At 51.6% G+C, this 20,815-nt stretch carries 19 protein-coding genes, 2 rRNA genes, 1 pseudogene and 2 riboswitches (1 of these 24 only partly in view); of the genes and pseudogenes, 18 read left to right on the top strand and 4 right to left on the bottom strand.

Going from position 1 to position 20,815, the window contains the following annotated elements; genetic code table 11:
- From JOE45_RS13045 to JOE45_RS13030, 4 genes and pseudogenes are all read left to right on the top strand, one after another.
- Positions 1–1,373: ribosomal RNA gene (locus JOE45_RS13045) — 23S ribosomal RNA — on the top strand; it begins 1,549 nt to the left of the window's first position.
- Positions 1,374–1,433: 60 nt separating this feature from the next.
- Positions 1,434–1,550 (top strand): 5S ribosomal RNA (gene rrf, locus JOE45_RS13040).
- Between the two features lie 228 nt (positions 1,551–1,778).
- A pseudogene (locus JOE45_RS23540) lies at positions 1,779–1,993 on the top strand (alcohol dehydrogenase catalytic domain-containing protein); the annotation flags it as partial.
- A 138-nt stretch (positions 1,994–2,131) separates the two neighbouring features.
- Positions 2,132–2,329 carry a hypothetical protein gene (locus JOE45_RS13030; protein ID WP_210019799.1) on the top strand — a complete coding sequence of 66 codons (198 nt, stop codon included), beginning with the start codon at positions 2,132–2,134 and terminating at the stop codon, positions 2,327–2,329.
- An 86-nt stretch (positions 2,330–2,415) separates the two neighbouring features.
- On the opposite strand, the gene JOE45_RS13025 is transcribed toward JOE45_RS13030, so the two are convergent.
- The 4 genes from JOE45_RS13025 to JOE45_RS13010 all read right to left on the bottom strand — a co-directional run bounded on the left by JOE45_RS13025 (position 2,416) and on the right by JOE45_RS13010 (position 5,568).
- Positions 2,416–3,144, bottom strand: a complete 729-nt coding sequence (locus tag JOE45_RS13025) for an AAA family ATPase (protein WP_245246932.1) — start codon at positions 3,142–3,144, stop codon at positions 2,416–2,418.
- A gap of 183 nt (positions 3,145–3,327) precedes the next feature.
- Positions 3,328–3,798 (bottom strand): hypothetical protein, encoded by a 471-nt coding sequence (locus JOE45_RS13020; protein ID WP_210019800.1) that lies wholly within the window; start codon positions 3,796–3,798, stop codon positions 3,328–3,330.
- 94 nt (positions 3,799–3,892) lie between these two features.
- On the bottom strand, positions 3,893–4,585 hold the full coding sequence (locus tag JOE45_RS13015; RefSeq protein WP_210019801.1) for a polysaccharide deacetylase family protein: 693 nt from the start codon (positions 4,583–4,585) through the stop codon (positions 3,893–3,895).
- Between the two features lie 143 nt (positions 4,586–4,728).
- Positions 4,729–5,568, bottom strand: coding sequence for a stalk domain-containing protein (locus JOE45_RS13010; protein WP_210019802.1), 840 nt, complete (start codon positions 5,566–5,568; stop codon positions 4,729–4,731).
- A 5-nt stretch (positions 5,569–5,573) separates the two neighbouring features.
- Positions 5,574–5,726: riboswitch (cyclic di-AMP (ydaO/yuaA leader) on the bottom strand.
- A 156-nt stretch (positions 5,727–5,882) separates the two neighbouring features.
- On the opposite strand from JOE45_RS13010, the gene JOE45_RS13005 reads away from it, so the two are divergent.
- The 14 genes from JOE45_RS13005 to purD all read left to right on the top strand — a co-directional run bounded on the left by JOE45_RS13005 (position 5,883) and on the right by purD (position 20,813).
- A complete protein-coding gene (locus JOE45_RS13005) occupies positions 5,883–6,584 on the top strand; it encodes a DUF6483 family protein (protein ID WP_210019803.1) in 702 nt (233 codons plus the stop codon).
- A 129-nt stretch (positions 6,585–6,713) separates the two neighbouring features.
- Positions 6,714–6,815: riboswitch (purine riboswitch) on the top strand.
- 264 nt (positions 6,816–7,079) lie between these two features.
- Positions 7,080–7,565 (top strand): 5-(carboxyamino)imidazole ribonucleotide mutase, encoded by a 486-nt coding sequence (gene purE / locus JOE45_RS13000; protein WP_210019804.1) that lies wholly within the window; start codon positions 7,080–7,082, stop codon positions 7,563–7,565.
- The gene (gene purK / locus JOE45_RS12995; protein ID WP_210019805.1) at positions 7,562–8,764 is read left to right on the top strand and encodes a 5-(carboxyamino)imidazole ribonucleotide synthase; all 1,203 of its coding nucleotides are present in this window, start codon (positions 7,562–7,564) and stop codon (positions 8,762–8,764) included. The genes purE and purK overlap by 4 nt, the downstream gene beginning before the upstream one ends.
- An 18-nt stretch (positions 8,765–8,782) precedes the next feature.
- A complete protein-coding gene (gene purB, locus JOE45_RS12990; RefSeq protein WP_210019806.1) occupies positions 8,783–10,078 on the top strand; it encodes an adenylosuccinate lyase in 1,296 nt (431 codons plus the stop codon).
- A 21-nt stretch (positions 10,079–10,099) separates the two neighbouring features.
- Positions 10,100–10,990, top strand: coding sequence for a phosphoribosylaminoimidazolesuccinocarboxamide synthase (locus JOE45_RS12985; protein ID WP_210019807.1), 891 nt, complete (start codon positions 10,100–10,102; stop codon positions 10,988–10,990).
- A 57-nt stretch (positions 10,991–11,047) separates the two neighbouring features.
- Positions 11,048–11,296, top strand: a complete 249-nt coding sequence (purS, locus tag JOE45_RS12980; RefSeq protein WP_210019808.1) for a phosphoribosylformylglycinamidine synthase subunit PurS — start codon at positions 11,048–11,050, stop codon at positions 11,294–11,296.
- Positions 11,297–11,315: 19 nt separating this feature from the next.
- A complete protein-coding gene (gene purQ, locus JOE45_RS12975; RefSeq protein ID WP_210019809.1) occupies positions 11,316–12,011 on the top strand; it encodes a phosphoribosylformylglycinamidine synthase subunit PurQ in 696 nt (231 codons plus the stop codon).
- Positions 11,989–14,232: a phosphoribosylformylglycinamidine synthase subunit PurL gene (gene purL, locus JOE45_RS12970; protein ID WP_210019810.1), complete on the top strand. Its 2,244-nt coding sequence runs from the start codon at positions 11,989–11,991 to the stop codon at positions 14,230–14,232. The genes purQ and purL overlap by 23 nt, the downstream gene beginning before the upstream one ends.
- Positions 14,217–15,752, top strand: coding sequence for an amidophosphoribosyltransferase (gene purF, locus JOE45_RS12965; protein WP_210019811.1), 1,536 nt, complete (start codon positions 14,217–14,219; stop codon positions 15,750–15,752). The genes purL and purF overlap by 16 nt, the downstream gene beginning before the upstream one ends.
- Before the next feature lie 172 nt (positions 15,753–15,924).
- A complete protein-coding gene (purM, locus tag JOE45_RS12960; RefSeq protein WP_210019812.1) occupies positions 15,925–16,965 on the top strand; it encodes a phosphoribosylformylglycinamidine cyclo-ligase in 1,041 nt (346 codons plus the stop codon).
- The gene (purN, locus tag JOE45_RS12955; RefSeq protein ID WP_210019813.1) at positions 16,962–17,594 is read left to right on the top strand and encodes a phosphoribosylglycinamide formyltransferase; all 633 of its coding nucleotides are present in this window, start codon (positions 16,962–16,964) and stop codon (positions 17,592–17,594) included. The genes purM and purN overlap by 4 nt, the downstream gene beginning before the upstream one ends.
- Complete coding sequence (locus JOE45_RS12950; protein WP_210019814.1) at positions 17,591–18,778, top strand: phosphoribosylaminoimidazolecarboxamide formyltransferase; 1,188 nt, start codon at positions 17,591–17,593, stop codon at positions 18,776–18,778. Before purN ends, JOE45_RS12950 begins: the two co-directional genes overlap by 4 nt.
- A gap of 30 nt (positions 18,779–18,808) precedes the next feature.
- Positions 18,809–19,540 (top strand): IMP cyclohydrolase, encoded by a 732-nt coding sequence (locus JOE45_RS12945; RefSeq protein WP_210019815.1) that lies wholly within the window; start codon positions 18,809–18,811, stop codon positions 19,538–19,540.
- A gap of 13 nt (positions 19,541–19,553) precedes the next feature.
- Positions 19,554–20,813: a phosphoribosylamine--glycine ligase gene (gene purD / locus JOE45_RS12940; protein ID WP_210019816.1), complete on the top strand. Its 1,260-nt coding sequence runs from the start codon at positions 19,554–19,556 to the stop codon at positions 20,811–20,813.
- Positions 20,814–20,815: the final 2 nt, after the last annotated feature.

The raw sequence follows: 20,815 nt of genomic DNA, 5'->3' as shown, positions 1-20,815 counted from the left end.
TTAAGGCTAAGCTGTGATGGGGAGGGAAAATTACAGTACCGAAGGTCATGAGTTCAGGCTGCCAAGAAAAGCCTCTAGCCAGGGAGAAGGTGCCCGTACCGCAAACCGACACAGGTAGGCGAGCAGAGCATGCTAAGGCGCGCGGAAGAACTCTCGTTAAGGAACTCGGCAAAATGACCCCGTAACTTCGGGAGAAGGGGTGCCTCGGTAGGGTGAATAGCCCGAGGGGGCCGCAGTGAAAAGGCCCAAGCGACTGTTTAGCAAAAACACAGGTCTGTGCGAAGCCGCAAGGCGAAGTATACGGGCTGACGCCTGCCCGGTGCTGGAAGGTTAAGGGGAGCGGTTAGGAGCAATCCGAAGCTGTGAACCGAAGCCCCAGTAAACGGCGGCCGTAACTATAACGGTCCTAAGGTAGCGAAATTCCTTGTCAGGTAAATTCTGACCCGCACGAATGGCGTAACGACTTGGGCGCTGTCTCGACGAGAGATCCGGTGAAATTTTAATACCTGTGAAGATGCAGGTTACCCGCGACAAGACGGAAAGACCCCATGGAGCTTTACTGCAGCTTGATATTGGACTTTGGTACGATCTGTACAGGATAGGTGGGAGCCTGAGAAGCATGAGCGCCAGCTTGTGTGGAGGCGACGTTGGGATACCACCCTGATCGTATCGGAGTTCTAACCTGGTACCGTGATCCGGTATGGGGACAGTGTCAGGTGGGCAGTTTGACTGGGGCGGTCGCCTCCTAAAGAGTAACGGAGGCGCCCTAAGGTTCCCTCAGAATGGTTGGAAATCATTCGAAGAGTGCAAAGGCATAAGGGAGCTTGACTGCGAGACAAACAGGTCGAGCAGGGACGAAAGTCGGGCTTAGTGATCCGGTGGTACCGCATGGAAGGGCCATCGCTCAACGGATAAAAGCTACCCTGGGGATAACAGGCTTATCTCCCCCAAGAGTCCACATCGACGGGGAGGTTTGGCACCTCGATGTCGGCTCATCGCATCCTGGGGCTGAAGTAGGTCCCAAGGGTTGGGCTGTTCGCCCATTAAAGCGGTACGCGAGCTGGGTTCAGAACGTCGTGAGACAGTTCGGTCCCTATCTGTCGTGGGCGTAGGAAATTTGAGAGGAGCTGTCCTTAGTACGAGAGGACCGGGATGGACGTACCGCTGGTGTACCAGTTGTCTCGCCAGAGGCACGGCTGGATAGCTAAGTACGGAAGGGATAAGCGCTGAAAGCATCTAAGCGTGAAGCCCCCCTCAAGATGAGATTTCCCAATTAGTAAGACCCCTTGTAGACGACGAGGTTGATAGGTTCGGGGTGGAAGCGCGGCAACGTGTGGAGCTGACGAATACTAATCGGTCGAGGGCTTATCCAAATACATGAACTTCAGCATGCTTTGTTTCGATCCAGTTTTCAGGGTGCAAACCTGAATATGTTTGGTGATGATGGCGGAAGGGAACCACGCGTACCCATACCGAACACGGCCGTTAAGCCTTCCAGCGTCAATGGTACTTGGACCGCAGGGTCCTGGGAGAGTAGAACGTCGCCAAGCAAATGTGACAAAAAAGCCCTTAAGTCATGAATCATGACTTAAGGGCTTTTTTGTGCTGCAGAAAGTATGAAGTAGGAATATTGTAAGGGTAATTCGTTTCAGGATTAAATGTGTGTGTGGTGAAGGCAATTATTACAAACCGTACGATTTTTGCCTTCTGATATTCCGTTTACTGGTAGGAAGCTCTTGAATGAACCATGGCAACCCGGCGGTATACTAATCGCAGGTTTGCTACCCGGAACCTTAAGGAGAAAGTCGAATCATGAAGCTGTTACCTATCATGGGATTAAAGATGTTAAGGTGAAGGAAGTACAGGATCCCGAATGGAGAAAAAAGATGATATTATCTTCAGGATAACCAGCACGGCCATCTGCGGATCTGATCTCCATCTTATTCACGGCATGGTGCCGAATATGCCGAATGAGTTCATTATCGGACATGAAACGACATCATCACTCATCAGGCTCCATTAATGGAAACCGAGCGGATGTATGAGCTTTTCTACGAAAAGAATGATAATTGCATTAGAGTGGTGCTGAAATCGTAAGTTTATTCGATCACTATGAGGAGGATTAATTCTTATGAACAAAATTCAAGATAACAATGAAAATGAAGAATTGGCCGAATTAGGAACCCATGCGGCAGGAGCAACTGACCTGCATCATACGCGTACGACGAATGAGGTCGTGCAAATCGATCCACCTGTAGGCAACCGGCCAGGAGCTATTGATAACCGAAGCAGGCGGTTTGATATAAAGAGGAACGGAAAGCCGATCTGATCACTGCAATCAACAAGCCAGAAGTGAAAATACAGAAGAGCAGGTAACCGTCCGAACGACGGGTGCCTGCTCTTACTTTTTTATAATTAATCCGTATCTGCGAACAATTCCTTCAGCATACGTTCACGTCCCAGAAGAAACTGCTTCATAATGATATAGTGTTCTGTTTCCTCCAAAGATACCTGTTCTATGCCGTTGTCCGTCAGATTGTAGAGCAGAGCATCAGGATACGCCATTAAAATGGGAGAATGAGTTGAAATAATAAACTGTGAATTTTTGTTTACCAACGCGTGATTGCGGGCCAGCGTGGACAACGGCTTGAAAGGAGATAAGGCTGCCTCGGGCTCGTCTAAAATATAAAGGCCATTCCCACCAAAACGGTGAAGGAAAGCAGTGAAGAATGATTCTCCGTGAGACTGCTCGTGTAATGACTTGCCGCCGTATGAACGGATGATGGAACTGCCGGAGGATGACTCGCGATCCATTTCTTCAATGTTCGTTGCCAGATTATAATAGGTTTCGGCACGGAAAAAGAAGCCGTCCCGCAGTCTACGGATGCCACGAACCAAACGAATATACCGGTACAGCTCGGAGTGGGACGTATAGGTGGAAAAGGTGAAGTTGAGGCTCCCACCCTCCGGATTAAATCCCCAAGCGGTAGCTATTGCCTCAAGCAGTGTGGACTTCCCCATTCCATTCTCGCCAACGATATAGGTTACTTTGAGATGCAAAGGCAAAGATGAAAGCTTTCGCAGAGCGGGTAGATCGAACGGGTATATATTAAAAGAAGGAATCTGGTCTCTTAGAAACTCCATGCTCCTCAAATAGGGATCTTTCTCTCGTAAAACGGTGCAGCGCAGCTCCTTTCCCAGCTTCATAGACAAGAATATTATACTACCGAAAAGCGAATCAAACGACATATGCACGGAAAAGGCACCCCGTCCATAAAGGATGGGGTGCCCTCTAATTAACCCATTAAGCATGTCCCTGTGAGCAGGTTATAAGCGAGAAAAGCCTTCCTCGCGAAGGTATTCGACTGCCTCATCATAGGTTTCAAAAGCGGCTTCCAGATTTAGGCCTGTATAAACGTACCACATTTCATCTTCTTTCAGCAGTACAAGTGTCTGGTTGTCCGGACCGGTCCATCGCTCTTCCTTTGCATCTCCGATTACGGCTTGTTCTTCCGTTGTTCTCGGGGAAAGAGACCGAATAGAAGCCTCAATAATCGCTTGAAGCTGATCCTTTGAGAAGTCACGAATATTGACCAGACCCTTCTCATCCTTTTCGTAACCGTGCAGATGTCCGGCGTATACAAATCCATTACCGTTCGGATGCAGATGGTACACGACAATTTTTTTGTCAAAAGCGCTTTTCTCATAATGATAGTTGACTCGGCCCAAGGACACATCTTTTCGTTCCAACTCCGGAAAAGATTCCACAACGGCGCGTTTTTCTTCAAATGAAAGCATGATATCCCTCATAACATAGCATAGTGATTGCCCATTGATTATACCATTTGTATGCATCAAAAACCAAAGCTTAAACGCAATATGGCCGGAACTGTCATTTTCGGGTTTTGGCAATCAAGTCAGACACCGTGACGAATCGGTACCCTCTTTGTGTAAGCTCCGGTAAAATTCGTTTGAGCGCCTCCACGGTCTGAGTACAGTCCCCTTGAAGATCGTGGAACAGAATGATATCACCGTTGTGAAGATTGTTAAGAACTTGACGGACGATGTTGTCTACGCCCGGTTTTTTCCAATCCTTAGTATCCTGATACCAAGACCACATGACCACCGTCAGCTTATCCTCCTTCACGGAGTGCAGCAGCGCATCGTTATAAAAGCCTCCGGGAGGGCGAAAAACATGCGGCATTTGTTCGGTTATATCAAAGATTACCTCCTGCGTTTGGCGAATCTCTTCTACGAGACGTTCCGGAGGGTAATTTTTCAAATAATGATGGTCAAAGGTGTGGTTGGCGATTTCGTGTCCCTCGTTCACTTCACGAATGGCGATAACCGGATACATCTGCACGCGTTTGCCGATCACGAAAAAAGTCGCTTTAGCTCCGTACTGGTTTAATAAATCCAAAATTTGCGGCGTAAACACGGGGTTGGGTCCGTCATCAAAGGTTAGGGCGATCAGCTTCTGGTCCGTTTCTACGTTCCATACGACTTCACTGTTCTGGGGAGCAGCGGCACCGGTAAGAAAAGTGAACACCAAGCAAAGCATAAGCATACGAATTCGACGACGCATGAAATTTCCACCTCCGTTCTGACCTGACCAAACTTAGGGTTTGGCCTTCCGACCCAAAGTATACGGCGAGTTCGGCAGCCAAAAAAAAGCAGTCGCCTCAGCTGAGACGACTGCTTTTGATAATGGATGAGAAACAAATAATATCAGGAACCTACAACATATACTTTCACTTGCTGAATACCGAACGTTCTTGCTTCGCTCTTGCTCTCGGGCAGGAAAATATCAATGCGGTTACCTTTTACGGCACCACCCGTATCGGTTGCCATAGCGTACATCCCGCCGGCAGGAAGACCGTCATACGTGTAACCCTCCACATACACCTTAGATCCGAGCGGAATGACGGACGGGTCCACAGCAATAGTACCCAGCCGAAGCGCGTTGCCCATATAGTCCAGCCCTGCATAACCGCCGTTCTCATCTGCAGATGCGGTGTATGCCGTCGCTTTGGCTTCAATCATTTTGGAGTAATTCATCACAGAGTTCACTGATCTATACCAAGCGGGCGCATGGTATTGTCCATCTGCGCTCAGTATCGCAATCCGGTTAACTTTGTCCCACTGTGTTTTGATGCCGAAGGAATCGGAAATCAGTCGAAAGGGGACGTAGACACGCCCATCTACAAACTTGGCAGTGTCTTTAATTCGGGTCGGTTTTCCATTGACGGTAATGATAGGATCACCTGTAGTGAACGAAACGGTTTTGTCAGCGTTCTTCATTGTAATGGTGAATTGGGAACCGTCTTGTTTCCAGTGGAGCTTGTACCCGAGCTTGTCCGTAACCGCTCTTGCAGGGACTTGGAGCTTATGATTCTCATCCACGAAAGGCTGTGCATCCGGGAATGCCACCAGCTTTTCATTCACCTGTACCTTGACATCGTGGGCCACACGCACAGGTTTTTCTGCATGCGCGGGCGAGGATACCTGAATCACGGCTGGTACGGCAAAGACGCACGCGAGAAGCATGTTTCTAAATCGGAACTTCATTATTGTATTCCTCCTGTTCATGCCTCCGAGGTTAGTTGTCGGGTTCGGGAAGAGGTTGTTCCCTAGCGCGCAGCAGTCATGCCTGCAAGCATTCACCCCAATTGCTCAGTCCCCCGTACGTACACAAAATAGGCTATACGATTCGGCTTTTAAAAATTTAACATAGGATGATTTCAGGTTCAATGCATAAAATCATCCAATGATTACCCGATAATGGAAATGCTTCTAGCCCGTAGTCCGGAAATTTTCCTCAGGTGGGATAATCCTGTACAATAAAATGAACGATATGGACACCATGGAGGGGGGAGGATCCCATGTATAGACGCGACTATCTCATGCGATTGATTGAGCAGACGACGGAAGTGCTGCATAAGGTGATGTTTGCGAGGAATAATCATCGATTGCAGGAAGCGCTCGAATTGTTAAATCAGGCGATGCGTCAATTGTTAGGACTAAACTCAAAGCTGGTACACGCATTATCTACTAAAGATTTACTCGCTTTGCTTTCAAAGGATGGAGATATCGATCAAGGAAAAGTGCTGGCCCTAGGGGATATGCTGAATGCCCAGGCCGCTGCACACGAAGAGAGCGGTCATACGGCTGAGGCGCGGAAAGCTGGCTTGAAGGTGCTTGAGATTCTGCTCTTCGCTAGAGAAATGGATTCCCGAGGGGAGCTGGCGGAACTGTTTCAAGCACGAATTGATACGTCACTTCAAGTTATAGGCCGCGCCCCCATGTCGATGGACACGCTGCATAAGCTGGTTTTTTATTATGACGACCATGGACAATACGGAAAAAGCGAGGATGTATTATTTCATTTATTGGAGGAATTACAAGAGGAAGAGCAGCGCACGGAGGAACTGGCGGCAGTCTTAGATGAAGGGATTCGTATGTATGAGCGCTGGCTGTCTGTCGAAGTAGAGCAGCTTAATGCTGGTAACCTAACGAAGATAGAAGTGGAAGAAGGGCTCGATGAACTAAAGAATATAAAAATAAAATATGTAAATATCAGGTAATATTCCAGTGAATAGGGTTTGAAATGCGAACTATTATTTGTGTCTTTTTAAAGAATGTTCGTCTTTCATAGTTGACATGGGGTGTTAAAGCCTGTTAAACTGAAAACGTAAGAAGAATGGAAAATAGATAGTGAAAAAGTCGAATAATCTCGTATATCGTCGGGAATAAGGCCCGAAAGTTTCTACCCGAAAACCTTAAATTTTTGGACTACGAGTGAGCGTTAGTTTTTAGAAGGTCAGCACATTGGTGCATGGCCTTAGCTTGCGCTTGTGGGTGTTCTTGTCGTCCTGCCGATAGACTGTGCGTAAGTGGTTCAGTATCTATCTAAAGGGCGTTTTGTTTTTTACGATAAAGAAAGTATATATTTTCAGCAGAGCTGAACAATTTCTTTATCACAAGAAAACCTACCTTTGAATCGCGGTCGCTCATCCATGAATGGCCTCGTTAAAGGTTTTCTTATATAACATTGATGATAACGACATGGAGGTTTACGGATGTCAGTTCTTGTAGGAGTCATTATGGGCAGCCAGTCCGACTGGGAAACGATGAAGCATGCATGCGATATGCTGGAGGAACTGGGTGTACCTTATGAGAAAAAGGTCGTTTCAGCACATCGTACGCCTGACCTGATGTTTGAATATGCGGCGTCAGCGGAAGAGCGGGGGCTGAAGGTCATTATCGCCGGGGCGGGAGGAGCTGCGCATCTGCCGGGTATGGTGGCGGCGAAAACGGTGCTTCCGGTCATCGGCGTTCCAGTCAAAACCTCCACGCTGAACGGCCTGGATTCACTGCTGTCGATCGTGCAGATGCCGGGTGGCGTTCCCGTGGCGACGGTGGCGATCGGCCATGCAGGAGCAACGAATGCCGGACTTCTCGCAGCACAGATCCTGGGAGCGTTTGATCCGGAGCTGCGGCGGAAAGTGACGCAAAGGCGGGAGCGTATCGCAGAGACGGTAATGGAAAAGAGCGTGCTGGAATGACGCAAGAAAAAGTGGCCAGCAAGGCATACGATCCAAATCGCGTGTATGCTCCGGGTGCAACGATCGGTATCCTTGGGGGCGGTCAGCTTGGCCGGATGCTGGCTTTAGCCGGACGCGCGATGGGTTACCGTTTTGTAACGCTGGATCCCATACCTGATGCGCCCTGCGGGCAGGTAGCCGATCAACAGATCGTCGCAGAATATCATGATGCGGCGGCAGCGAGGCAGCTAGCGCAGCAGGCGGATGTCATCACGTATGAATTCGAGAATGTAGACGCGGAAGTAACTTCTCTGTTGATGGCGGAATCGTACGTGCCGCAGGGCAGCAAGCTGCTCTACACCACGCAGCATCGCCTGCGCGAGAAACGGGCGATTGAATCGGCAGGAGTCAAGGTAGCGCCATATGCCGAGATCCGAAGCGTAGTGGAACTCCGTGAAGCGGTACTGAGATTCGGAACGCCCTGCGTGCTCAAAACGGCGACTGGCGGCTACGACGGTAAAGGCCAATGGGTCATTCGCTCGTTGGAAGAGGTACAGGATGCCTATGATACTTTGAGCAAGGCGAAGACGGAGCTGGTGTTGGAGCAGTTCATCCGTTTCGATAAAGAAATATCCGTCATTGCAGCCAGAAGCCCGCGGGGGGAAGTAAAGGTATTCCCTGCTGCGGAGAACGTGCATGTGAACAACATATTGCATCTGTCCATTGTCCCGGCGCGCGCGCCGGAAGCTGTGCTGAAGGAAGCCGAGGCGATGGCGCAGCGAATTGCAGAAGAGCTCGACGTTATCGGACTGATCGCAGTGGAGATGTTTTTAACGGCAAGCGGCGAGCTGTATGTGAACGAGCTTGCGCCGCGGCCTCATAACTCCGGTCATTACACGATGGAAGCGTGCCGGACGTCACAATTCGAGCAGCATGTAAGAGCGATATGCAATCTTCCGCTCGGAGATACGGCTCTTCTGACGCCGGTAGTGATGGTCAACGTACTAGGCGAACATGTTCAGCCGCTATTGGATTGGATTGTGAATCCGGAATCCCAGCGGGTTGCGCCCGGCGTAACGGCGAAGGTTCACTTGTACGGCAAGCAAGAAGCCAAAACAGGCAGGAAAATGGGACACGTCAATCTGCTGTCTGAATCTGTGGAAGCTGCTTTTGGTTGGATAGAGGCATCACACGTTTGGGAATCTATAGAAAAGAATTAAACGAAGGATGGGGAAACGATGATCGATCGCTATACAAGACCCGAGATGGGCGCCATTTGGACGGAAGAAAACAAATTCAAGGCTTGGCTGGAAGTAGAGATTCTTTCCTGTGAAGCGTGGTCGGAGCTGGGCGTTATTCCGAAGGAAGATGTTATCGAGCTGCGCAAAAAGGCAGGATTTGATATTGATCGCATCTACGAAATTGAACAGGAAACTCGCCACGACGTCATTGCGTTCACTCGTGCGGTATCCGAAACGCTAGGGGACGAACGGAAATGGGTGCATTATGGCCTGACCTCGACGGACGTCGTGGACACAGCGCTCGGCTATTTGCTCAAGCAAGCCAACGAGATTTTAGAGCGCGACATCGTAAACTTCGTTAACATTGTTCGGGACAAGGCCATCGCTTATAAAGATACGCCGATGATGGGACGGACGCACGGCGTACATGCCGAGCCAACGACCTTCGGTTTGAAAATGGCGCTCTGGTATGAGGAAATGAAACGCAATCTGGAGCGGTTCCGTTTTGCGGCTGACGGTGTGCAGTTCGGTAAAATCTCCGGCGCCGTAGGCACATACGCCAACATCGATCCGTTTGTAGAGGAATATGTTTGCGGTAAGCTGGGCACAAAGCCGGCGCCGATTTCGACACAGACGCTGCAGCGTGACCGCCACGCGGAGTACATGGCGACACTAGCTTTGATCGCGACTTCGCTGGATAAGTTCGCGACAGAAATCCGCGCACTGCAGAAGAGCGAGTTCCGCGAAGTGGAGGAGCCTTTCGCTAAGGGACAGAAGGGTTCGTCGGCGATGCCGCACAAGCGCAACCCGATCGGCTGCGAAAGCATCTCCGGTTTGGCACGTGTGATTCGCGGTCATATGGTTTCCGCATACGAGAACGTCACGCTGTGGCATGAGAGAGATATTTCTCATTCCTCCGTGGAACGCATTATTTTACCGGATGCGACAATATTGCTTAACTATATGCTGAACCGTTTGGGCAACATCGTGAAAAATTTGACGGTATTCCCGGAAAACATGAAGCGCAACATGCAAAGCACGTATGGTGTTCCTTTCTCCGGCCGCGTGATGACGAAGCTGATCGACAAAGGCTTCAGCCGCGAGCAAGCTTACGATACCGTTCAACCGCGCGCGATGCAGGCGTGGGAAGAGCAGCGTTCGTTCCGTGAGATTATCGAGAATACGCCTGCGGTTAGGAATATTCTGAGCTTGGAAGATATCGAAGACGCATTTAACCCAAGCTGGCACTTGAAGCATGTGGATACGATTTTCAAGCGTTTGGGCTTGAGCTAATAAAGGGAGGCCTGAGGGAGAATGAGCGGGACGACAACGGCTATTTCGAGCGCGGAAGCTTATGTAAAAGCGCCGCTGCTGTATAAAGGCAAGGTTCGGGAGCTCTACGATCTTGGCGAGCACTATCTGATTGCGGTCACCGACCGGATCTCGGCGTTCGACTGGGTGCTGAGCCCGGCGGTGCCGGACAAGGGCAACGTACTAAACAGCTTGAGCAAGTTCTGGTTCGAACAGACAGCTTCGATTCAGCCGAATCATGTGGTTCATGGGGATGTGGACAAGCTAAGCGATCTGATTACGGACCGAGAAATCATGAAGGACCGCTTCATGGTGACGCGCAAAGCGGAGCGGATCGATATCGAATGCGTAGTACGCGGGTATATTACGGGCGGCGGATGGCGCCAATACCAGCAGACAGGTGAAGTGAACGGCCATAAGCTGCCGACAGGTATGCGGAAGAACGAGCGCTTCCCCCAGCCGATTTTTACACCGGCTGCGAAGAACGATGTCGGCCACGACGAAGACATTTCCATTGAGCGAATGAAAGAGCTCGTAGGTGCAGAGTTAACCGAGCAGTTGCAGGAGAAGAGCATTCGGCTTTACGAGTTTGCTCATGCGTATTGTGAGCAGCGCGGCATCATTTTGGCGGATACGAAGTTTGAATTTGGAATTATTGATGATGAAATCATATTAATAGATGAAATTTTTACGCCGGACTCATCGCGTTTCTGGGCGCAAGAGAAGTACGAGCTCGATATTGAGATCGACGGCATGGATAAGGAGCCGGTACGTACCTATTTGTCCGGCACGAATTGGGATAAGAACAGCGAGCCGGATCCTCTGCCAATGCATGTAGTGGAAGAGACGTCCAAGCGTTACCGTGATATTTATAACCGTTTGGTGCAAGGGTAATTGCCGCTCTGCGGTAGAAACGAACGAACAAACCATTTTGCAGGAGGTATTTATCCGATGTTTAAAGCGACCGTGTATGTAACGATAAAGCAAAGCGTACTAGATGTTCAGGGAACCGCCGTTCAAGGCGCGCTCCATACGATGGGATTCGATGAAGTGGAGAAAGTAAGAATCGGCAAATATTTGGAAGTGGAGCTGAACACTAACGATCGCGCGGCTGCTGAAGACCGGTTAAAGGCTATGTGTGAAAAGCTGCTGGCTAACACGGTGATCGAGGACTATCGTTTCGAGCTGGTACAGGCCTAATAAAAGGAGGAGCACGATAATGAATTTTGCGGTATTGGTTTTTCCGGGCTCCAACTGTGACATCGACTGCTATAAAGCGGTGGAGGATACAATCGGACAGCCTGTCGATTATGTATGGCATACAGAGACGGATTTGTCGAAATATGACTGCATTATACTTCCTGGCGGTTTTTCGTACGGTGATTACTTGCGTACTGGCGCTATTGCGCAGTTCGCGCCTGTCATGAATGCGCTCGTTCAAGCGGCGGCTCAAGGCAAATATATACTCGGCATTTGCAACGGATTTCAAATTTTGCTCGAATCAGGATTGCTTCCAGGCGCGATGCTGCGTAACCGGTCGCTCAAATTCCGCTGCCATGCTGCACTTCTGCAGGTGGAGAACACGGACAATCCTTTTACAAAAGAATATACTCAAGGCGAGCTGATCAACATTCCGATCGCTCACGGCGAAGGAAATTATTATTGTGACGAAACGACGCTGGAGGAGTTGAAAGCGAACAACCAGATCGTTTTCAGATATGAAGCCGGCAACAACCCGAACGGTTCGGTGGACGATATTGCGGGTATATGTAACAAAGCAGGTAATGTGCTCGGCATGATGCCTCATCCGGAGCGTGCGGTGCATGAACTGCTTGGCTCGGCGGACGGACGGAAGATGTTTACATCGATTTTGAGCACCTGGAGGGAAAAGCATGGCGCAGCAACTATCGGCTAAGGAACCAACGGCGGAGCAAATTGCAGATCAGCAAATATATAAGCAGTTTGGCGTTACGGATTCGGAGTATGAACAAATTTGCGGATTCCTCGGACGGAAACCGAATTATGTGGAGATCGGCGTGTTTAGCGTCATGTGGTCGGAGCACTGCTCTTACAAAAACTCCAAGGTGGTTTTGAAAAAATTCCCGACTAGCGGACCGAAAGTCCTGATGGGACCCGGCGAAGGCGCGGGGATCGTGGATATTGGAGACAACCAAGCGGTTGTGTTCAAGATTGAAAGCCACAATCACCCTTCCGCCGTTGAACCGTATCAAGGTGCGGCAACCGGTGTGGGTGGCATTATCCGTGATATTTTCTCGATGGGTGCGCGTCCAGTGGCTGTACTCAACAGCTTGCGTTTTGGTCAACTGAACAACGATCGCGTGAAATATTTGTTTGAGAACGTCGTATCCGGGATTGCGGGCTACGGTAACTGTATCGGTATTCCGACGGTCGGCGGGGAAGTGATGTTCGACGAGAACTATGAAGGCAACCCGCTCGTCAACGCGATGTGCGTGGGGATCATCGATCATGACAAGATTCAAAAGGGCGTGGCCAAAGGCGTCGGCAACCCGGTGTTCTACGTAGGTCCTGCAACAGGACGCGACGGCATTCACGGAGCGACATTCGCTTCTGAGGACTTGTCGGATAAGTCTGAATCCAAGCGTTCTGCAGTGCAAGTCGGCGATCCGTTCATGGAGAAGCTGGTGCTCGAAGCCTGCCTTGAGCTGATTAACTCCGGTATTGTTGTCGGCATTCAAGATATGGGCGCCGCAGGACTTACGTGTTCGAGCTCGGAGATGGCGAGTAAAGCCGGTAACGGCATGGAGCTGTACCTCGATGCAGTACCGCAGCGTGAAGAAGGCATGACGGCTTACGAGATGATGCTGTCGGAATCCCAAGAGCGGATGCTGTTCGTGGTGAAGCCTGAGCATGAAGCGCAGGCGGTAGCGATTTTTGAACGTTGGGGCTTGCCTTGCCCTAAAGTCGGCAAGGTGACGGACGACGGCAACCTGAAGCTATACCATAAGGGTGAGCTGGTTGCTAACATGCCGGTTAAAGCTCTCGTGGACGATGTCCCAATGTACCATAAGCCTTCGGCTGTGCCTGCTTATTATGAGGAGAATGGCCGCATTGATACGCTTCGCTATCCGGAGGTTACGGATTTGAACGATGCGCTCTTGAAGGTGCTGGCATCGCCTACGGTAGCGAGCAAAGAATGGATTTATAACCAATATGACTATATGGTGCGTACTTCAACAGCGGTTCAACCAGGCTCGGATGCCGCTGTCGTTACGATCCACGGCTCCCGTAAGGCGTTGTCGATGTCGACGGACTGCAACGGCCGTTTCGTCTACCTGGACCCGGAAGTCGGCGGACGCATAGCCGTAGCGGAAGCGGCGCGGAACAACGTTTGCTCGGGTGCGGAGCCTCTGGCGATTACGGACAACCTGAACTTCGGCAGCCCGGAGAAGCCGGAAATTTTCTGGCAGCTCGAGAAAGCGGTCGACGGAATGGCGGAAGCTTGCCGCAAGCTGAATACGCCGGTCATCGGCGGAAACGTCAGCTTGTACAACGAGAACGCCAAAGGTGCCATTTATCCTACACCAGTCGTCGGGATGGTCGGCCTGATACATGACACCGACCACATTACAACCCAAGGCTTCAAGCGTGAAGGCGATGTCGTGCTGCTGCTCGGCGATACGAAAGCGGAGCTTGGCGGAAGTGAGTTCCAATATGTACTGCACGGAGTAACGGAAGGCCGTCCTCCACAGATTGATCTTGAAGTGGAACAAACCCTGCTGAATGCGGTGCTGCGCGCCATTCAAGGCGGTCTCGTCGCTTCGGCGCACGACTTGTCAGAAGGCGGTCTGGCCGTTGCATTGGCAGAGAGCTGCATGAGCGGCAAAATCGGTGCAGCGGTAAATTTCGTTAGCGAGCTGCGCAATGACGTGGCATTATTTAGCGAAAGCCAGTCGCGAATTTTGCTCAGCGCTGCACCTGATAAGGCTGAAGCACTGCAGAAGCTATTGTCGGAAGCGGGCGTACCTGTGCAGGTGTTGGGTACGGTTGGCGGACAAGCATTGAACCTTAAAGTCAATGGGAAATCAGTTATTGATGCATCTGTAACACAACTAGAAAAGGTTTGGAAGGATGCGATTCCATGTCTGATGAACTGAGAGTCGGCGGACAAGGATTAGGTTTTATAAAGGGTAACGGATCGGGAAAGGTTCCGAAGCTGTGGACCGGAGATTACTATAACGAAGGCGTCGGCAGCAGTCATGACGGTCTGTTCGATAAGCTGGGAGAAGAATGCGGCGTTTTCGGAGTGTTTGGTCACTCCGAAGCGGCCTCGCTCTCGTATTACGGATTGCATGCTCTGCAGCACCGCGGCCAAGAGAGCGCCGGGATCTGCGTAACCGGTGGAGAGTCGTTCAACTATCATCGGGGCATGGGTCTCGTCAAAGAAGTGTTCAACAACGAGAACCTGGGAACGATGGCGGGCTCCCACGCCATCGCACATGTGCGTTACTCTACTGCAGGCGAGAGCAAGCTGGCTAATGCGCAGCCGCTCGTATTCAAGTATCGCGAAGGCGATCTGGCGATTGCAACGAACGGCAACCTGACGAATGCCCCGGAAATCAAACGTCGGCTGGAGAAGGAAGGTTCCATTTTTCAAACGACGAGCGATACGGAAGTTGTTGCCCATTTGATTGCGCGTTCCAAGCATGACGATATCGTCAGCGCCGTGAAAGAAACGCTGCTGAAGGTAGAAGGGGCATACGCATTCCTGTTCCTGACCAAGGACAAGCTCATCGCCGCTCGTGACCCGCACGGCTTGCGCCCCTTCGTTATGGGACGTCTGGGTACTGCGAAGCTTTTTGCTTCCGAGTCGTGCGCATTCGATACGGTCGGCGGCACGTATTATCGGGACGTTGAACCCGGCGAGATGCTGGTCATGGACCTCAAGACCGGAGTGCTGACGGAAGACCGCTTTTCACCGATTAAACAGCGTGCGATTTGCGCGATGGAATACATTTATTTTGCTCGTCCGGACAGCGATATCGACTCGACAAATATTCACTCTGCGCGTAAGCGCATGGGGCGCCAGCTGGCGATGGAAGCGTTCGTGGACGCGGATATTGTCACCGGCGTGCCGGACTCCAGTATATCTGCCGCAATCGGATACGCAGAGCAGACAGGCATCCCTTATGAGCTGGGATTGATCAAAAACCGCTATACCGGCCGGACCTTTATCCAGCCGAGCCAAGAGCTGCGCGAGCAGGGCGTGAAGATGAAGCTGTCTGCCGTACGCAGCATCGTGGAAGGCAAGCGCGTCGTCATGATCGACGACTCGATCGTGCGCGGAACAACGTCGCTGCGCATCGTGAACCTGCTTCGTGAAGCGGGAGCTTCCGAGGTGCATGTGCGAATCAGCTCACCGCCTTTCCAGAACCCGTGCTTCTACGGCATTGATACGCCGAGCCGCACGGAGCTCATCGCCGCGGTTAAGTCAGTGGAGGAGATTCGCCAGGCGATCAACGCGGACTCCCTTCACTTCCTGAGCAAGGACGGCTTGCTAACAGCCATTGGCCGTCCCGGCAGCGAGTTTAACCGCGGCCACTGTACTGCCTGCTTCGACAACCACTATCCGACGCCGGTTCCTGATGAAGCCGCGCTCGGCTGCGGCTGCGATTGAACTTTATTGAGTTCGTGAGGCGGGGCTCGCTTTTGAGTGTCCTCGCCTTGTAGGTGTAAGGGTGAAAACAGCGTAAGAGCTCCAATTTGGTGCGAAACGTAAGCTATAAGGTTGAATTACAGCGTAACAGAATTGCAGTTAGGGTCATATTGATTTGGGGAGGAAATACCAAGTGTCCGATGCATATAAAAAGGCTGGTGTCGACATCGCAGCCGGCAACGAAGCGGTAGAACGCATGAAGAAGCACGTTAAGACGACGTTCCGTCCCGAAGTGATGACGGAGCTCGGCGGTTTCGGCGGGCTGTTCGGCTTAAACAAAGATAAATATGAAGAGCCGGTGCTTGTCTCCGGAACGGACGGTGTAGGCACGAAGCTAAAAATCGCTTTTGCTATGGACAAGCATGATACGATCGGCATCGACGCCGTAGCCATGTGCGTGAACGACATCGTGGTCCAGGGCGCGGAACCGCTCTTTTTCCTCGATTATCTCGCTTGCGACAAGGTCATTCCGGAGAAGATCGAAGCAATCGTGAAAGGCATTAGCGACGGCTGCGTACAGTCGGGCTGCGCCCTTATCGGCGGTGAGACAGCGGAGATGCCGGGGATGTACAGCGAAGGCGAATACGATATCGCCGGGTTTACTGTCGGTATCGTTGATAAGAAGAACATCATCGACGGTTCTACGATTTGTCCGGGTGATGTCGTATTGGGACTAGCATCAAGCGGCGTGCACAGCAACGGCTTCTCGCTTGTCCGCAAACTTTTGCTTGAGGAGAAGGGGTACAGTCTGCATGATCACGTGGATGCTTTGGGCGAACGCCTAGGCGATACGCTGCTGGCGCCAACGAAGATTTATGTCAAGCCGGTACTTGCCGTGTTGGAGCAGGTAGAGATCAAGGGCATGGCGCATATCACGGGCGGAGGCTTCCTGGAAAACATTCCTCGTGTGCTGCCGGCAGGGGTAAACGTTGAGATTGATTACGGTTCTTGGCCGATTCTCCCGATTTTTGAACTGATGCAGCGGGAAGGCGGAATCAGCAACAACGACATGTTCCGTACGTTCAACATGGGAATCGGCATGGTTGTTATCATAGCTGAGGAGCAAGCCGCAAAAGCTGTGGAGCTGTTTGATCGTCACGGAGAAAAAGCTTATACTCTCGGCCGTGTAACTGCTGGGGAGCGTGTGGTTACATTTAATGGGGCTGCCGTATGAGTACGGCTCCCCTCAGCATTGCCGTATTCGCATCGGGGAACGGAAGCAATTTTCAAGCGATTGCGGATGCGGTGAAAGAAGGACGGCTCGATGCGCGCATCGAGCTTTTGGTTTGTGACCGCCCGAAGGCCAAGGTGGTAAAACGGGCGGAAGCGGCCGGTATTCCTGTGTTTGCGTTTAATCCGAAGGAATATGCTTCACGCGAAGCATATGAACACGAAATTCTACATCAGCTGCAGCAGAGAAACGTCGAACTCATCGTTCTTGCGGGGTACATGCGCATCATCACCAATGTACTGGTTGATGCGTACTGGGGGCGGATGATCAATATTCATCCGTCGCTCCTGCCGTCTTTTCCGGGGCTTGACGCGGTGGGACAAGCGCTCCGTCACGGCGTGAAGGTCACTGGAGTAACGGTACATCTAGTTGATGGAGGACTCGATAGTGGGCCCATCTTGGCCCAACGGGCCATCGACATTCAACCGGGGGATACGGAAGCGTCTATAGCAGAACGGATCCACGAGATCGAGCACCGGCTTTATCCGCAAGTGATTCAAGGCATTTGCAACGGCAGCATCCGCTTGGAACAAGCTGCCAACTTTAAACCAAAGGATGGGATAACACCATGAGCCAAAGCACGAGCTCAAAGAACGTGTTGGATCTGAGATACGGGATGAACCCGCACCAAAAACAAGCGAAGCTCCTTAGTGAAGGACCGATGCCGATTAAGGTTTTGAATGGCGATCCGGGCTTCATCAATTTGCTGGATGCGTTTAACGGCTTTCAGCTTGCCCGCGAGCTGCGCCGCGCTACCGGTCTCCCGGCAGCCGCATCATTCAAACACGTGAGTCCTGCCGGAGCTGCGGTTGCTGCTCCGATGTCTCCTGAACTGCAGAAAGCCTATTTCGTTGAAGGCCTGGAGCTCTCCCCGCTGGCCACAGCCTATGCGCGTGCCCGCGGGGCCGACCGTATGTCCTCGTTCGGCGATGCCGCTGCTCTTAGCGATATTGTAGACGCATCGACGGCTCAATTGTTGAAGCGGGAGGTTTCCGATCTTGTTGTGGCCCCTGGTTACACGGACGAGGCGTTGGAAATCCTTAAGGCGAAAAAGAACGGAGGCTACTTGATTCTGCAGATCGATCCCGACTATGTGCCGAACCCTGTTGAAACCCGCACGCTGTTTGGTTTGACGCTGCAGCAAGAGCGTAACGATGCCGTTATTGACGAATCTGCGCTGCAAAAGATCGTAACGGAAAACAAAGAGCTGCCGGACCATGCTAAACGAGATCTTTTAGTAGCGCTTGTAACTTTAAAATATACGCAATCCAACTCCATTTGCTACACACTCGATGGCCAAACGATCGGTATCGGGGCGGGACAGCAGTCACGAATTCACTGTACGAGGCTGGCAGGGGACAAAGCGGATCGCTGGTTCCTTCGCCAACATCCGACGGCATTGAATATGAAATTCCGTCAAGGCTTATCTCGCGCGGAGCAGAACAATGCAATCGACCTCTGGCTAGAGGATGAGCTTACATCCGTAGAGCAAGCGGCTTGGGAAGCTTGCTTCGACGAGGTGCCTGCGCGCTTGTCTCGTGAAGAGAAACGCGAATGGCTGAACAAACTTCAGGGCGTTTCTTACGGTTCGGATGCATTCCTGCCCTTCCGCGATAATTTGGACCGCGCAAGCCGCAGCGGCGTGAAATATGTCGTACAGGCCGGAAGCTCGATGCGGGATGAGGAAGTCGTGCAAGCAGCCAACGACTACGGAATGGTTATGATGTATTCCGGTGTTCGTCTGTTTCACCACTAAGCAAGCCATTTGACGGGGGAGGAAATCATAGTGTCGACGACTAGAGACGCGAAAGCGGAGCAATATATCAACGGTTTGCGGGAGAACGATTATCCGGGCCGTGGAATCGTCATCGGTTTAACGCCTGACGGAACACGTCTGGTGCAGGTCTATTGGATTATGGGACGCAGCGAGAACAGCCGGAACCGTGTGTTTATTCAAGAAGAGAACGGATTTGTCCGTACGGAAGCGAAAGACCCTGCGAAGCTCACAGATCCGTCGCTGATCATCTACTACCCGGTCAAGCATGTGAACGGCGCGCATATCGTCACGAATGGTGACCAGACGAATACGATTCATGAAGCAATTCAAGCTGGCGGTTCCTTTGAGTCTGCACTGGCAACCCGGACATACGAACCGGATGCGCCGAATTTTACTCCGCGTATCAGCGGTCTCGTTGATCTGAAAGACGGTCAGTTTGCTTACAAGCTGTCGATTCTGAAATCGAGCAACAACACGGAAGAGCAAACGCTCCGTCATACCTACACTTACGAAAAGGCGCTTCCGGGCTTCGGTCACTGCATTCATACGTATGCAGGCGACGGGAATCCGCTGCCGTCCTTCCAAGGTGAGCCTGCGCTTGTTCCGCTTCAGAACGATGTGAAGCAAATTGCGGACACTTACTGGAACGTTTTGAACGATGAGAATAAAATTTCGCTGATGGTCAAGACGATTCGCCTCGGAAGCGGAGAGACCGAGCTGCTGATCATAAACAAGGATTAAGGGGGAGCGCAACATGCGGATATTGGTAGTGGGCGGCGGCGGCCGCGAGCATGCGATTTGTTGGGCGCTCAAAAAAAGCCCTAAGGTGCAGGAGCTGTACTGCGCGCCGGGCAACGGGGGCATTGCCGGAGTGGCTGAATGTGTGCCTATCCAGGTCAATCAATTCGAAGAGATCGCTCAGTTTGCGATTGACCGCTCCATCGACCTTGTCGTAATCGGGCCGGACGACCCGTTGTCCGAAGGCATTGTTGATCATCTAGAGGCGAAACAAATTGCGGTCTTCGGACCCCGTAAGAATGCGGCGATCATTGAAGGAAGTAAAGTGTTCACCAAGCAGCTGCTAAAAAAATACAACATTCCGACCGCGGCTTACGAGTCGTTCGACAAGTTCGACGATGCGGTGGAATACCTGCGTAAGCAGCAGGTGCCGATTGTTATCAAGGCCGACGGCCTAGCGGCAGGTAAGGGCGTGGTTGTGGCTCAGACGCTGGAGGAAGCCGAAAAGGCGCTGCATGAAATCATGGTCGCCAAAGTATTCGGCGAATCCGGTAACCAAGTGGTTATTGAGGAATTTCTTACAGGGCAGGAAATGTCCATCCTCGCGTTCGTGGACGGGGAAACGGTACGTCCGATGATGCCGGCGCAGGACCATAAGCCGGTATTCGATAATGACAAAGGACCGAATACGGGAGGCATGGGCACTTATACCCCGCTGCCGCATATTCCGCAGTCGGTTATCGACGAGTCGATCGAAACGATCATCAAGCCTACGGCAAAGGCCATGGTGGCCGAGGGGCGTCCATTCCGTGGCGTACTGTTCGCTGGTCTGATGCTAACGCCGAACGGACCGAAAACGATCGAATTCAACGCGCGCTTTGGCGATCCGGAAACACAGGTTGTCCTGCCGCGACTGAAGACGGATCTGCTGGATATTTTCCTTGCAGCCGTGAACGGTCGTCTTGGGCAAATGAACATTGAGTGGAGCGATGAAGCGGCTGTATGTGTCATTCTCGCTTCTGAGGGCTATCCGGGATCGTATCCGAAAGGACTGCCGATCGAAGGGCTGGATGAGGTTCAAGACGCTCTGGTATTTCATGCTGGAACCGCTGTGAAGGACGGAGCTATCGTCACTAGCGGCGGCCGGGTGCTGGGCGTAACTGCGCTGGGCCGCGATATCGCGGAAGCACGCGCCAAAGCCTACGCAGAGGCGGATCGCATTCGTTTCCAAGGAAAGCACTATCGGACGGATATTGCGAAGAAAGCGCTCGTGTAATA

Origin of the sequence: Paenibacillus sp. PvR098 (assembly GCF_017833255.1) — a bacterium.
GTDB lineage: Bacteria > Bacillota > Bacilli > Paenibacillales > NBRC-103111 > Paenibacillus_G.
The sequence above is the reverse complement of the archived record's forward strand: the minus strand, read 5'-3'. Positions and strand labels throughout refer to the sequence as shown.

Coding starts and splice junctions, on each gene's coding strand:
- JOE45_RS13015 (WP_210019801.1), bottom strand. CDS start 4,585: ATGCGTCGTCGAATTCGTATGCTTATGCTTTGCTTGGTGTTCACTTTT.
- JOE45_RS13020 (WP_210019800.1), bottom strand. CDS start 3,798: ATGCTTTCATTTGAAGAAAAACGCGCCGTTGTGGAATCTTTTCCGGAG.
- purQ (WP_210019809.1), top strand. CDS start 11,316: ATGAATTTTGCGGTATTGGTTTTTCCGGGCTCCAACTGTGACATCGAC.
- purK (WP_210019805.1), top strand. CDS start 7,562: ATGACGCAAGAAAAAGTGGCCAGCAAGGCATACGATCCAAATCGCGTG.
- JOE45_RS12950 (WP_210019814.1), top strand. CDS start 17,591: ATGAGCCAAAGCACGAGCTCAAAGAACGTGTTGGATCTGAGATACGGG.
- purN (WP_210019813.1), top strand. CDS start 16,962: ATGAGTACGGCTCCCCTCAGCATTGCCGTATTCGCATCGGGGAACGGA.
- purF (WP_210019811.1), top strand. CDS start 14,217: ATGTCTGATGAACTGAGAGTCGGCGGACAAGGATTAGGTTTTATAAAG.
- JOE45_RS13010 (WP_210019802.1), bottom strand. CDS start 5,568: ATGAAGTTCCGATTTAGAAACATGCTTCTCGCGTGCGTCTTTGCCGTA.
- purD (WP_210019816.1), top strand. CDS start 19,554: ATGCGGATATTGGTAGTGGGCGGCGGCGGCCGCGAGCATGCGATTTGT.
- purS (WP_210019808.1), top strand. CDS start 11,048: ATGTTTAAAGCGACCGTGTATGTAACGATAAAGCAAAGCGTACTAGAT.
- JOE45_RS13025 (WP_245246932.1), bottom strand. CDS start 3,144: ATGGAGTTTCTAAGAGACCAGATTCCTTCTTTTAATATATACCCGTTC.
- purB (WP_210019806.1), top strand. CDS start 8,783: ATGATCGATCGCTATACAAGACCCGAGATGGGCGCCATTTGGACGGAA.
- purL (WP_210019810.1), top strand. CDS start 11,989: ATGGCGCAGCAACTATCGGCTAAGGAACCAACGGCGGAGCAAATTGCA.
- JOE45_RS13030 (WP_210019799.1), top strand. CDS start 2,132: ATGAACAAAATTCAAGATAACAATGAAAATGAAGAATTGGCCGAATTA.
- purE (WP_210019804.1), top strand. CDS start 7,080: ATGTCAGTTCTTGTAGGAGTCATTATGGGCAGCCAGTCCGACTGGGAA.
- JOE45_RS12985 (WP_210019807.1), top strand. CDS start 10,100: ATGAGCGGGACGACAACGGCTATTTCGAGCGCGGAAGCTTATGTAAAA.
- JOE45_RS13005 (WP_210019803.1), top strand. CDS start 5,883: ATGTATAGACGCGACTATCTCATGCGATTGATTGAGCAGACGACGGAA.